Origin of the sequence: Streptomyces lancefieldiae (genome assembly GCF_031845825.1) — a bacterium.
Taxonomy (GTDB): domain Bacteria; phylum Actinomycetota; class Actinomycetes; order Streptomycetales; family Streptomycetaceae; genus Streptomyces; species Streptomyces lancefieldiae.
In genome coordinates, this window is record NZ_JAVRFH010000012.1 from 88,387 (window position 1) to 101,122 (window position 12,736).

Annotated in this window: 11 protein-coding genes; 7 read left to right on the plus strand and 4 right to left on the minus strand. The window is 70.6% G+C overall.

What is annotated here, in order from left to right; translation table 11 throughout:
- Positions 1 to 34: 34 nt before the first annotated feature.
- The gene (locus tag RM812_RS14790; protein WP_311572988.1) at positions 35 to 247 is read left to right on the plus strand and encodes an MbtH family protein; all 213 of its coding nucleotides are present in this window, start codon (positions 35 to 37) and stop codon (positions 245 to 247) included.
- Positions 248 to 519: 272 nt separating this feature from the next.
- On the plus strand, positions 520 to 942 hold the full coding sequence (locus tag RM812_RS14795; RefSeq protein ID WP_311572989.1) for a winged helix-turn-helix domain-containing protein: 423 nt from the start codon (positions 520 to 522) through the stop codon (positions 940 to 942).
- Positions 943 to 1,081: 139 nt separating this feature from the next.
- Here RM812_RS14795 and RM812_RS14800 read toward each other — a convergent pair whose 3' ends face one another.
- Entirely contained in the window at positions 1,082 to 1,768 is a 687-nt protein-coding gene (locus RM812_RS14800) for a tryptophan 2,3-dioxygenase family protein (RefSeq protein WP_311572990.1), read from the minus strand.
- A gap of 197 nt (positions 1,769 to 1,965) precedes the next feature.
- Between RM812_RS14800 and RM812_RS14805 the strand changes: the two genes are divergently transcribed.
- Positions 1,966 to 3,153, plus strand: a complete 1,188-nt coding sequence (locus tag RM812_RS14805; protein WP_311572991.1) for a cytochrome P450 — start codon at positions 1,966 to 1,968, stop codon at positions 3,151 to 3,153.
- Here the strand turns inward: RM812_RS14805 and RM812_RS14810 are convergent.
- From RM812_RS14810 to RM812_RS14820, 3 genes are all read right to left on the minus strand, one after another.
- Complete coding sequence (locus tag RM812_RS14810; protein ID WP_311572992.1) at positions 3,123 to 4,928, minus strand: non-ribosomal peptide synthetase; 1,806 nt, start codon at positions 4,926 to 4,928, stop codon at positions 3,123 to 3,125. The genes RM812_RS14805 and RM812_RS14810 overlap by 31 nt on opposite strands.
- An 88-nt stretch (positions 4,929 to 5,016) precedes the next feature.
- Complete coding sequence (locus RM812_RS14815; RefSeq protein ID WP_311573102.1) at positions 5,017 to 6,207, minus strand: erythromycin esterase family protein; 1,191 nt, start codon at positions 6,205 to 6,207, stop codon at positions 5,017 to 5,019.
- 86 nt (positions 6,208 to 6,293) lie between these two features.
- Positions 6,294 to 7,073 carry a TioE family transcriptional regulator gene (locus RM812_RS14820; protein ID WP_311572993.1) on the minus strand — a complete coding sequence of 260 codons (780 nt, stop codon included), beginning with the start codon at positions 7,071 to 7,073 and terminating at the stop codon, positions 6,294 to 6,296.
- Between the two features lie 157 nt (positions 7,074 to 7,230).
- Between RM812_RS14820 and RM812_RS14825 the strand changes: the two genes are divergently transcribed.
- From RM812_RS14825 to RM812_RS14840, 4 genes are all read left to right on the plus strand, one after another.
- Entirely contained in the window at positions 7,231 to 9,609 is a 2,379-nt protein-coding gene (locus RM812_RS14825) for an excinuclease ABC subunit UvrA (protein ID WP_311572994.1), read from the plus strand.
- 292 nt (positions 9,610 to 9,901) lie between these two features.
- The gene (locus tag RM812_RS14830; protein ID WP_311572995.1) at positions 9,902 to 10,840 is read left to right on the plus strand and encodes an NAD(P)/FAD-dependent oxidoreductase; all 939 of its coding nucleotides are present in this window, start codon (positions 9,902 to 9,904) and stop codon (positions 10,838 to 10,840) included.
- A gap of 59 nt (positions 10,841 to 10,899) precedes the next feature.
- Positions 10,900 to 11,883: an ATP-binding cassette domain-containing protein gene (locus RM812_RS14835; protein ID WP_311572996.1), complete on the plus strand. Its 984-nt coding sequence runs from the start codon at positions 10,900 to 10,902 to the stop codon at positions 11,881 to 11,883.
- A complete protein-coding gene (locus RM812_RS14840; RefSeq protein ID WP_311572997.1) occupies positions 11,880 to 12,698 on the plus strand; it encodes an ABC transporter permease in 819 nt (272 codons plus the stop codon). The genes RM812_RS14835 and RM812_RS14840 overlap by 4 nt, the downstream gene beginning before the upstream one ends.
- Positions 12,699 to 12,736: the final 38 nt, after the last annotated feature.

Genomic DNA, 12,736 nt, shown 5'->3' on the forward strand with positions numbered 1-12,736 from the left:
CCCGCAGGTGCCGAAACCAGATCGGAGGCAAAAGGTGAGCACCAACCCGTTCGACGACGAGAACGGCCGATTTCATGTGCTGGTCAACGACGAGGACCAGCACTCCCTGTGGCCGGCCTTCGCCGAGGTACCCGCCGGCTGGCACAGCGTCTTCGGTCCCGCCGGAAGGGCGGAGAGCATCGCCTACGTGGAGGAGCACTGGACCGACATGCGGCCGCGAAGCCTCCGCGAGGCGATGAACGGCTAGCTCAGTGCTCTGAGACGCGGCACCGGGGCGCCGGCCCAGGGAAACACGGTGCCGCGCTGCGGGACGAGGCCGTGGCACCGGACCACACCACCACGGCCTGCGGCCCGTTACGCCCGGCCTGCCGACGGGGGAGCATCGTCGGCCGGCGATGTCAGTGACCTACGTTTGCGTCGAACGGGGAGGCACACGCTGTGCGATGCACCACGCGCGATGTCATGTTCGTCCGATGGCCGGCACAAACGGACCTTCGGAACCGATGTAGGAGGGACGGAGTGCCCCGTCTCCTCGTGGTGGAGGCGGGTGCCCGCCCGCCGGTCTGCAACGACCCCTTCGAGGACTGGGTCCGGGCGCCCATCTCCCGGGACGATCTCGACGCCCGGGTCAGGGCCCTCCAGAACCGGCTCGACAGCCGACAGATACCGACCCTCGACTCCGCCGGAACACTCACCTTCGGTTCGCACTCCATCACCGTCTCCAGCGTCCAGACCGAACTGATGGAGCTGCTCATCGAGCACTTCGGGGAGGTGGTGTACAGACACGAACTCTCACAACGGCTCGCGGAACGCGTGCAGAGGCCGACGAGGAACTCGCTCGACCTCCACATCATGCGGCTGCGCCGCCGTCTGACACCGACCGACCTGGTGATCCGCACCGCCTGGGGCCGCGGCTACGCCCTGGACATCGAATCACGCTAGGCGGCTGCCCCGGCACGGCGGTGACACACGTGCGGGACGCACGATCACGTGAGGGCCTCCTGGGCCCGGTGTGGACCGCGCCATCCACGCCCGGGCGCAGGAGGCCCTCATCCATGAGTACTCGTCGGCGGCCGGAAGGCTACGAGTGGTGCACCTTCCCGCGCAGGCGGCGAAGTTCGGGGAAGGGCCGGGTGACGCGGCGGGCGAGGAAGTCGACACCGCTCGAGCCGCCGGTCCCGTCCTGCTCCCCGATCATCTTCGACACCAGCGCCAGGTGCGCCACCTTCCAGTGCCAGTAGCCGTTGCCCAGGTCCACCAGCGCTTCGGCGAGGCGGTGCAGCACGCCGCACTCCACGCCGCGCCGGAGGACGTCGGGCACGGACTGCCCGTGGTACTCGGCCGCCGCCGCGAACGCCTCGTAGAGGCTGCCCTGATGATGGCTGTTGCCGAGGAGCACCGTCAGCCGCCGGAACTGAGCGGACTGCGCGCCGCTCGCCGTGTCCAGGTAGGTCCGGAACTCGGCGAAGTAGCGCAGTGGCAGTTTCTCCAGCACCGCCAACTGCTGCTGGAGGACCCGTATCAACTCACCGGACCGCTGCAGGAACTCCAGCCCCAGCTCCAGGTCGTGCGGATCGCAGGGCGGCAGGAGCGCCTCGGCAGCGGCGTCCAGATCAGCCCCGAGCTGCTTGAGCCACAGCTCGCAGGACTGGTGGGTGATGATGAAGAACTGTTCGGCCAGGACGACCGCGCGGCCGGCTGTGTTCGGGGCCTTCGGCTCTTGGAGCGAGAGCAGGGTCTCCATGTGGAGATAGTCCCCATACGTCAAGGTACTCAGGACGCCGCCTCCTCGTCATAGGTGGTCTACCGGCCGCAGCCGGACGATCCGGCGCGTCCAACGACCCATGTTCCTGAGCTTGGCACGGGAAGGAAGTGCCTGATCAGCATTCTTTCGTCTCTCATTCACGACGAAAGACCTGCGCAAGAGCTGCCCGGCGTGGGCGCCGCCGATGTGACGATTTCGGCATGACCACCCCGACCGAGCTGGACCTGACCGACGCGACCGCCTTCGTACGACACGACGCCTACGCGTTCTGGCGCGATGTGCGCGAGCACCGGCCCGTGTACTGGCACGAGGGAGATCCCGGTTTCTGGGTCGTCGCCCGCCACGCCGACGTGCTGTCCTGCTACGCCGACGTGCGCTCCCTGAGTTCCGCTCGCGGGACCGTACTGGACGTCCTGCTGAGCGGCGGTGACTCGGCGGGCGGCAAGATGCTCGCGGTCACCGACCGGCCCCGCCACCGCGAGCTGCGCAACCTGATGCTGCGCGCCTTCTCCCCGCGCGTCCTCGGCGCGGTGGAGGAGAGGGTGTGGGAACGGACGTCACGGCTCATCAGGACCGTCGCCCGGCAGGGTGAGTTCGACTTCGCGGCGGAGGTCGCCGAGCACATCCCGATGAACACGATCTGCGATCTGCTCTCCATTCCGGAGGCGGACCGCGAGAAGCTGCTGCGCTGGAACAAGCTGGCCCTCTCCTCGGAAGACGCCGAGTCCGACCGGTTGGACTCCCTGGAGGCCCGCAACGAGATCATCGGCTACTTCATGGACCTCGCCCGGCACCGCCGCGGCGACCCGGGCGACGACGTGATCAGCATGATCGCCACAGCGGAGGCGGGAGGCCGCCCGCTGACGCTGGAGGAAGCCGCGCTCAACTGCTACAGCCTCGTGCTCGGCGGTGACGAGTCCTCCCGCGTCTCCGCGATCTGCGCGGTGAAGACGTTCGCCGAGCACCCCGCCCAGTGGCGGGCGCTGCGCGAGGGGACGGCCGCGGTCGACACGGCGGTCGAGGAGGTGCTGCGCTGGGCCACGCCGGCCAGGCACTTCGCCCGCACCGCGACCCGCGACATGCTGATAGGCGGCCGGCAGGTGCGCGCGGGCGACATCGTGACGCTGTGGAACATCTCCGCCAACAACGACGAGGAGGTCTTCGACCAGCCGCGCCGGTTCGACCCGGCCCGCTCGCCCAACAAGCACCTCTCCTTCGGCCACGGCCCGCACTTCTGCGTCGGCGCGTTCCTCGGCCGGGCGGAGCTGCGCGCACTGCTGAGCGCGCTCACCGAGTCGGTCGCCGAGATCGAGGTGTGCGGCGAGCCCGCCCCGGTCTACTCCAACTTCCTGAACGGCTACGCCAGTCTGCCGGTCGCCTTCCGCTGACGGCCGTCAGCCGGGCAGCCGGGCAGCCGGCTCTCGACGGCCGCGGCCAGCTCGCCGATCGTCGCCGCCTCCAGCACGGTCCGGATCGACGGCGCGACCCCGAACCGCTCCCGGAGCCGGGCGACCAGCCTGGTCGCCTGCACGGAGTGCCCGCCGAGCTGGAAGAAGTTGTCGGCGACCGTCGCCTCCGCGATCCCGAGGACGTCCCGCACGATCGCGCAGACCACGGCCGCCCGGTCGTCCGCCTCGACGGCCTCCGGCGCCCGCCCGCCGTCCGGGAGTCCCGGTACGCCCGCGTCCGGCTGCGGCAGGGCCCCCCGGTCGATCTTGCCGTTGGCCAGCGTCGGGAACCGCTCCAGCAGCGTGACCCGTGCGGGCACCATGTGGGCGGGCAACGACTCGGCGACATGGGCGCGCAGATCGGCCGGCTCCACCGGCCCCGTGGTGGTGACGTAGCCGACGACATGCGCGTCGGCCAGCTCGCCCCGGACCACGGCGACGGCGACGTCCACCGCCGGATGGGCGGCGAGCCGGGCCTCGATCTCACCGAGTTCGACCCGGAAACCGCGCAGCTTCACCTGGCCGTCGGCGCGGCCCGCGAAGAACAGCTCGCCGTCCGGCCCCCTGCGGCCCCGGTCGCCCGTGCGGTACATCCGGGTACCGGGCGGCCCGAACGGGTCGGCCACGAACTTCACCGCGGTCGCCGGGTACCGGTCGAGGTAGCCGCGCGCCAGCCCGGTGCCCGCGATGTACAGCTCACCCTCCGTGCCGGGCGGCACCGGGCGCAGCCGCTCGTCGAGCACGTGCACCTCCTTGCTGGACCACGGCGTGCCGATCCCGATGTCACCGGCGTCGCGCACCGGTCCGGCGATCGTCGCCCCGACGGTCACCTCCGTCGGGCCGTAGCCGTTGAACATCCGCCGTGCCCGGGACCACTTGCGCACCAGGGTCGGCGTACAGCTGTCCCCCGTGGACGTGATCATCCCGCCGGGCAGTACGTCCTCGGCGTCGGTCTCGCTGAGCGCCACGGGGGGCAGTGTGGCGTGGGTGATGTCGTACTTGAGCAAGGTGTTCCACAGCGGATGGCCCGGCAGCAGGTCCTCGGCGGGCACCGTCACGAGGGCCGCCCCGGACAGCAGCGCCAGGCACACGTCCCAGAAGGCGGCGTCGAAACTGATGGAGGCCCACTGGAGCACGCGGTCGCCCGGCCCCGCCCGCAGGAAGGCTGCTTGGGTGGCGGCCATGTCGCGGACCCCGCTGTGCGGCACCGCGACACCCTTGGGCGTTCCGGTCGACCCCGAGGTGTAGATGACGTACATCAGGTGATCGGGGCGCAGGACGGAGCGGCGCTCGTCCCGGGAGACGTCGTGCCCCGGCCCGGCCGCGCACGCGGCACGGAACGCCGGGTCGTCGAGGACGAGTTCCTCCGGGCCCGCGTCGAGCGGCGCCACCGAGGAGGACCGCAGCAGCAGCACCGGACGCGCGTCGGACACCATGAACGCCAGGCGTTCCGCCGGATACTCCGGGTCGAGCGGGAGGTAGGCGCCGCCGGCCTTGAGCACCGCCATGATCGCCACGATCAGTTCCCGCGACTTGGGCATCGCGACCGCGACGAGCGAGTCGGGACCGACACCGTGCGCGATGAGCCTGCGGGCGAGCCGGTTGATCCGGGTGTTCAGCTCCGCGTACCCGAGGGTGCCCTCCGCGTCGATGAGCGCGGGCTCCGTGCCCCGTCGGGCGACGATTGACTCGAACAGTTCAGGAACCGTGTTCAAGTGCGGTCAGCTCCTTCGGGAGGCTCCCTGATCGACGGCGAATCTAATCCCCGGCGCCCAGGGAGCCCGCGAATCCTTCCCGTCTCTGTCAGAGCGCGCTCCCGGCACCGGCCAGGGCGCGCAGGAGGTCCCCCGACCCGGTGACGGCGGCGCCGTCACGGACGTGCAGGACCGCGTCGGCGGTGTCCCAGAGGCCCTGGTCGAGCGGGAAGTAGCCCTGCTGCGGGGTGGTGTCCGTCCGGGTCCGGGCGGCGGTGACCGTGCCGGTGGAGGCCAGGGCCCAATCGGTCACGCGGTCCTGCAGAACGCTCTCGTAGGTGCCCGGCTCGGGGTCGCCCAGCCCGATGGCCTCGCTGCGGCCCAGGCTGCCGGCGACGAAGACGTACTGCTCGCCCAGCAGCGGTGCCACGATGGTGCCTGCCCCGGGCCAGTCGACCCGCAGGTCTCCCATGCTCCAGCTGCTCGGGGTCCGCTGGAGGTGCACGTTGTGGGCGAAGACCAGCGTCGCGCCCCGGCGGCCCTCGATGCTGCGGATGTCGAGCAGGTTCTGCGCCATGAGCGCGTCCCGGGTGGAGAACAGCCGGGACAGCCGGGCGTTGTTCTCCATGCGCTGGGCCGCCTGCCGGTGGTAGCGCAGCAGACCGAGGCCGGCGGTGAGGTGGATCCTGGCCCGGAGCCACTCCGCGCGCGAGGTCTGCGCGATCCGGTCGGCGGCGTTGGCGTGGAGCAGGGTGAGCATGTCGTCGGCGAGGGACCGCAGCCGCTCGGCCTCGGGCGTGGCGCCGACCGACATGGCCGGGTCCATCACCGCCTCCGTACGGCTCCACCGCTCGTCCGCGCCGGACAGCCCGGTCAGGTCGAGGTCGAGCCCCAGGTAGTCACGGGCCTGCTCCAGACAGCGCCGCGGGCTGGGGGCGCTGGTGGTCTCCGTCGGGAGGTCGAAGCCGTGGAAGGTCAGCCGCTCCTCCGGCGGCAGGCCCGCGTTGTGGTCGCGCATCCAGGCGACGAGGCACCGGTTGGTCTCCAGGTCGCCGAAGCCGTGGGAGAAACCCTCCCGCGCCACCTCGTCGAGATCGCCGTCGCCGCCCTTGACGAAGTCGTCGACGCGCAGCGCGGCCACGCGGTCGGTCTCCAGGGCGATCGAGCGGAAACCGAGGCGGGCCAGCCGGGCGAACAGCTCGTTGCGTACCCACCCGAAGGCGGGTTCCCGGTGGGTGGGCTCGCCGAGCGCCAGTACGGCGCACGAGGCCACGGGAAGGCCGTGGAAGTCCTTTCTCATGTCTGTCAATCGAATCATTGAAAGACTCGTTGAGGCTTACGGCGGTGCCGTCGGCGCCGCGACTGGATCCGCCGGACCGGGAGGTCTCAAACCGTCGATGGGGATCCCGGCGCGGGAGCGGGTTCCCCGGCGGCCGGCGGTCCGGCCGGGGCGATGTCCAGGAGGGTCACGTACCCGCCGAGACGGGCCGCCGCGTCGAGCATGGCCACGCCACGGGCCGTGAGCCGTCGCCGCCAGTCGTCGAGGGCGGCGGACAGCGCCTCGGTGCCGCCGGCCGTGCGGATCTGCCGGACCACCGTGCGGATGTGCTCCAGCGGGTAGCCCCCGCGCCGCAGCAGATGGGTCAGTTCGGCGTCGCGCACGTCCGTGACGCCGAACGAACGGCGGCCGGTGACCGGCTCCCGGGCGGGGGTGAGGATGCCCACCGCCTCCCAGTTCCTCAGGGTCGCCGCGGTCACCCCCAGGCGGCGCGCGAGTTCGCCGATGCTGAGCGGCTCGCCGCCGGCGGAGGAGGTGTGCTCGGTGAGGGCCGGCCCACGGGTGAGGTGCTCCACCGCCCGCCCGACCGCGTCCAGCGTGCTCCGGTCGCGCAGCAGCTGGGCGTGGCCGCGGTCGACGGCGGTCAGCGCGGCGTCGAGGTCGCCGGTGTTGAGCGACCGCATGATCTCGCCGCCCGTGGCGTATCCGTATGCCCGGACGAGCGCCAGATAGGCGCGCAGGGCCGCCGCGTGGACCTCGGTGTAGGTGCGGTAGCCGGACGCGGTTCGCCGGGCGAGCGGGATGAACCCGTCCCGTTCGTAATTGCGGACCGCCTGGGTGGAAATGCCGTGCTCACGGGCCAGGTCGTATGGACGCAGGTACTTCACGGTTTGAGACTCTATCCAGGAAAATCCGTGTTGCTTCACCAAAACTCTCAACCGACTTTGCAGGTATACGCTTGAGCCTATGAACCGGGACGTTCAGGAACTCGTCACCACGTCGCTTGACGAAGGCGTGCCGCGTCCGACAAACGGGAGGGACACCATGACGGCCGGCACGGAGACGGACACCCAGCCCGCTGCGCTGTGTGCCGCCGACAGCCATGACATGATCCGTGTCCACGGAGCACGTGAGAACAACCTCAAGAACGTGCACGTGGAGATCCCCAAACGACGCCTGACCCTGTTCACCGGAGTCTCCGGCTCGGGCAAGAGCTCCCTGGTGTTCGACACGATCGCCGCGGAGTCGCAACGGCTGATCAACGAGACGTACAGCGCCTTCATCCAGGGCTTCATGCCCACCCTGGCGCGGCCCGAGGTCGACCTGCTCGACGGGTTGACCACCGCGATCCTGGTCGACCAGCAGCCGATGGGCACCAGCCTGCGCTCCACGGTCGGCACCGCCACCGACGCGGGCACCCTGCTGCGCATCCTCTTCAGCCGGCTCGCCAAGCCGTACATCGGCTCGCAGAAGGCGTTCGCCTTCAACGTCGCCTCGGCCGACGCGTCGGGCGTCCTCGTGGTGAACGGCAAGAAGATCGAGAAGGGCTTCAGCGTCGTCGGCGGCATGTGCCTGCGGTGCGAGGGCATGGGCACCGTCTCGGACATCGATCCCGCCCAGCTGTTCGACGACTCCAAGTCGCTCGCGGACGGCGCGATCACGGTCCCCGGCTGGAAACCCGACGGCTGGGTGGTGCAGTCGTTCACCGAGTCGGGCTTCCTCGACCCGCACAAGCCGATCCGCGACTACACCGAGCAGGAGCGGCACGACCTCCTGCACCGGGACCCGGTCAAGGTCAAAATCAAGGGCGTCAACACCACCTACGAGGGCCTCCTCGCGCGGGTGCGTAAGTCGTTCCTGTCCAAGGACAAGGAGACGCTCCAGCCGCACATCCGTGCCTTCGTGGAACGGGCGGTGGCGTTCTCCGCCTGCCCCGAGTGCCACGGCACCCGGCTCAGCGAGACCGCCCGGTCCGCGAAGATCGACGGCATCAGCATCGCCGACGCCTGCGCCATGCAGATCAGCGACCTCGCGGCCTGGGTCCGCGGTCTGACCGACCCGTCGGTCAGGACGCTGTGCACGGTGCTCGGCCAGACCCTCGACTCGTTCGTCCAGATCGGTCTGGGCTACCTCTCGCTCGACCGGTCCTCGGGCACGCTCTCGGGCGGTGAGGCCCAGCGCGTCAAGATGGTCCGCCACCTGGGCTCCGCGCTCACCGACGTCACCTACGTCTTCGACGAGCCCACCGTCGGCCTGCATCCGCACGACATCCAGCGGATGAACGACCTGCTGCTGCGCCTGCGAGACAAGGGCAACACCGTGCTGGTCGTGGAGCACAAGCCGGAGACGATCGTGATCGCCGACCACGTCGTCGACCTGGGACCGCTCGCCGGCACCAAGGGCGGCGAGGTGGTCTTCGAGGGCACGGTCGAGGGCCTGCGAGCCGCAGGCACCGTCACTGGACGGCACTTGGACGACCGGGCCTCCCTGAAGCCGACCGTGCGTGAGCGGTCCGGTGTGCTGGAGGTGCGCGGCGCCGACGCCCACAACCTGCGTGACATCGACGTGGACATCCCGCTCGGCGTGCTCACCGTGGTCACCGGAGTCGCGGGCTCCGGCAAGAGCTCCCTGATCCACGGTTCGGTGGCGGGCCGCGACGGCGTCGTCACGGTGGACCAGTCGCCCATCAAGGGCTCCCGGCGCAGCAACCCGGCCACCTACACGGGCATGCTCGAACCGATCCGCAAGACGTTCGCCAAGGCCAACGGGGTCAAGCCCGCCCTGTTCAGCCCCAACTCCGAGGGCGCCTGCCCCACCTGCAAGGGCGCCGGGGTCATCTACACCGACCTGGCGATCATGGCCGGTGTCGCCACCACCTGTGAGGACTGCGAGGGCAAGCGGTTCCAGTCCTCGGTGCTCCAGTACCGGCTCGGCGGCCGGGACATCAGCGAGGTGTTCGCGATGCCGGTGGCCGAGGCCGCCGAGTTCTTCCGCAGCGGTGAGGCACGGACACCGGCCGCGTGCACCGTCCTCGACCGGCTCGCCGAGGTCGGTCTGGGCTACCTCAGCCTCGGCCAGCCGCTCACCACCCTCTCCGGCGGCGAGCGGCAGCGGCTGAAGCTCGCGGGCCACATGGGCGGGGCGGGCAGCGTCTACATCCTCGACGAGCCGACCAGCGGCCTGCACCTCGCCGACGTCGAGCAACTGCTCGCCCTGCTCGACCGGTTGGTGGACGCCGGCAAGACGGTCATCGTCGTGGAGCACCACCAGGCGGTCATGGCGCACGCCGACTGGATCATCGACCTCGGTCCCGGCGCCGGACACGACGGCGGCCGGATCGTCTTCGAGGGCACGCCCGCCGATCTCGTCGCCGCCCGCTCCACCCTCACCGGCGAGCACCTCGCCCAGTACGTCGGCGTCTGACCCGACGCGGCCATGCGCCTGCCCCCGCCCGGTGACTCGGGGCGGGGGCGTCGACCGCGGCCGGCTCGTGCCCGGGCGGAAAGCCGGCATCGCCCGTGCCGCGCAGGCGCACGACCGTCTGGCTCACCTCTTTCGCCCGCACCTTGCCACCACCGCGGCGGCGACGACAATGCGGGCCGACGGCTTCCGCCCGCCGACAGCCGATTCCGGCGTTCCCACACCGAGCACCTGCCGGACCGCTCCCACGGTGGACGGACCCCGTCCATGCCACCCGACGGAAGGGATCAGACCGATGTCCTCGCACGCCGACCACACCACCGTGATCGTGGGAGCCGGCCCCGCCGGGCTCACCGCGGCACTCGGCCTGGCCAGATACCGACACCCGGTGATCGTCGTGGACAGCCCCCGGGCACCGCGCAACAGCGCGTCGGCAGGCGTTCACGGCCACATCGGAATGGACGGCGTCACTCCCGCCGAGTTCCGGGAGCGCGCCTGGCGGGAACTCTCCCGGTACACGACCGTGGAGCGGCTGGAGGACGACGCCGACAGCGTGTCCTCCGCTCCCGGCGGGGGCTTCCGGGTCGCCCTCGGCGGCGGTGAGACCGTCGAGGCCCGAACCGTCCTGCTCGCGACCGGTGTCGTCGACGTCCATCCGGCCGACGTGGACGGCTTCGCGGAGTGCTGGGGCCGCAGCGTGATCCACTGCCCGTTCTGCCTCGGTGAGGAGAACGCCGGCCGGCGCTGGGCGACGGTCGCCGACAACGCGGAACTCGCGGGACTGTCGGCCGTTGCCTTCCGCGCCTGGAGCGAGGACACGATCGCGATCTGCCAGGAGTCGATGCCCGGCCTGGAGACCGCTCGCGCGACCGCGCGCAGCAGAAGAGGGGACGTCGTCACGGGAACGGTCCGCCGCCTGCACCACCGTGAAGGGTCCTTGTACGGCATTGAGTTGGCCGACGGCAGGGTCCTGGAGCGGCAGACCCTGGTGTGGACGCCGCGACAGCGGCAGCAGCCCGTCGTGCAGCGGGCGGCGGAAGAACTGAAGCTGACGGTCGACGACGCCGGCTTCGTCGGCGTCGACGCCTCCCAGTGCACCAGCGTGCCGGGCCTGTACGCGGCCGGGGACCTGACCAGTCGCTGGAAACAGTCGGTCACCGCGTCGACCGCGGCGGGCGCGGCGGCCGCCGACGCCATCCACATGTCGGCCTTGCTCGGTGCCGTGCACCACTGAACCGGGTCGCCGACCCCCAGCCCAGGGCGCGCGTCGGACCAGGAAAGGAATCACGGCAGATGCCAGCAGCGATCAGAACGGTCGGACTGTGCAAGCGTTTCGACTCGCTCACCGCACTCGACCGTCTCGAACTCACGGTACCCGAGGGCACGGTGCACGGCCTGCTCGGCCCCAACGGCGCCGGCAAGACCACCACCGTCCGGATCCTGGCCACCCTCATCGCGCCGGACGAGGGAGTGGCCGAGGTGTTCGGCGTGGACGTGCGCCGCGACCCCCGGCGGGTCCGGTCGATGATCGGGCTCACCGGCCAGTACGCCGCCGTCGACGAACTGCTCACCGGGCGCGAGAACCTGCACATGATCGGCAGGCTGTTCCGGCTGTCGAAGTACGACTGCCGGGCACGCGCGAGCGAACTGCTGGAACGCTTCGGCCTGGAGGACGCGGCCGACCGGCAGCCCAAGACGTACTCGGGCGGGATGCGGCGCCGGCTCGACGTCGCGGCCAGCCTCATGGCGCGGCCCGGGCTCGTCTTCCTCGACGAGCCGACCACCGGCCTCGATCCGCGCAGCCGTATGGAGGTGTGGCGGCTCGTGCGCGAACTGGTCGCGGACGGAACGACCGTACTGCTCACCACGCAGTACCTGGAGGAGGCGGACCAGCTTGCCGACTCCCTCTCCGTCATCGACCGGGGCACGGTCATCGTCAGCGGCAGCCCGGACGAGCTGAAGGCACAGGCGGGCCCCGACCGGGTCGGCATCACACTCCTCGACACGGGAGCCATGGAGCGGACGGTCCGGATCCTGCGGGAGCGGCTGGGCACCGACCCGGTCGCCGACCCCGAGAAGATACAGGTCCACGCGCCGCTGTCCGACGGCGGCACACTGCCCGACCTGCTTCACCTGCTCAAGGAGTCGGGGATCGCGATAGGTGACGTGGCGCTCCGCCGGCCCACTCTCGATGACGTCTTCCTCGCCGTGACGGGCCGATCCGCCGATCACAGCACCGACCGGCGCAACAGTGGGAAGGAAACCGAGCGGCCATGACCTCCACCACTCTGACCTGGGAGAGCGGCACGTCGTACACGCCGTCGGGCAACGCCCTCGCGTGGTGGTTCTCCGACATGTGGCAAATGACCCTGCGCAACGTACGGCACGTACTGCGCAGCCCCGAACTGGTGATGTTCTCACTGGTCCAGCCGGTGATGTTCATCCTGCTGTTCACGTACGTCTTCGGCGGCGCCATCGACGTCGGCGGCGAACGCTACGCCCAGTTCCTGCTGCCCGGCATCCTCGTCCAGATGGCGCTCTACGGCTCCGCCGCAGGTACCACCATCGGGATCGCCGCCGAGATGCACGAGGGCCTCATGGACCGCTTCCGGTCGATGCCGATGAGCCGTACCGCCGTACTGATCGGACGCACGCTGTCGGAGATCTTCCGCAACGTCGGCGTGGCCGGGGTGACCGTGGGAGTGGGCCTGCTGGTCGGCTTCCGGTTCCGCAACGGCCTCGTGCCCGCGCTGGCCGGCCTGCTGCTGTTGCTGCTGTTCGGCTACGCGGTGTCGTGGTTCGCCGCCTACCTCGGGCTGTTGGTGCGCAGCGCGGAAGCCGCCCAGGCGGTCGGCGGTGTGTGGATCTTCCCGTTCACCCTGATCTCCTCGGCGTTCGTACCGACCGGCACGATGCCGGGCTGGTTGGAGGCGTACGCCACCCACAGCCCCATGACGGCGGCGGTCAACGCGCTGCGCGCACTGTTCACCGGGGGCCCGGCGACCAGCTACGTCCTGCAGACCGTGGCCTGGTCGGTCGGCCTGATCGCGGTGTTCGCCCCGCTCGCGGTCCGCAAGTACGGCTGCCGCTGACCGGCGGACGACACCTCCCTGACAGAAGTCTGCAAGAG

Coding starts and splice junctions, on each gene's coding strand:
- RM812_RS14805 (WP_311572991.1), top strand. CDS start 1,966: ATGACCACCCCGACCGAGCTGGACCTGACCGACGCGACCGCCTTCGTA.
- RM812_RS14815 (WP_311573102.1), bottom strand. CDS start 6,207: ATGAGAAAGGACTTCCACGGCCTTCCCGTGGCCTCGTGCGCCGTACTG.
- RM812_RS14825 (WP_311572994.1), top strand. CDS start 7,231: ATGACGGCCGGCACGGAGACGGACACCCAGCCCGCTGCGCTGTGTGCC.
- RM812_RS14830 (WP_311572995.1), top strand. CDS start 9,902: ATGTCCTCGCACGCCGACCACACCACCGTGATCGTGGGAGCCGGCCCC.
- RM812_RS14835 (WP_311572996.1), top strand. CDS start 10,900: ATGCCAGCAGCGATCAGAACGGTCGGACTGTGCAAGCGTTTCGACTCG.
- RM812_RS14840 (WP_311572997.1), top strand. CDS start 11,880: ATGACCTCCACCACTCTGACCTGGGAGAGCGGCACGTCGTACACGCCG.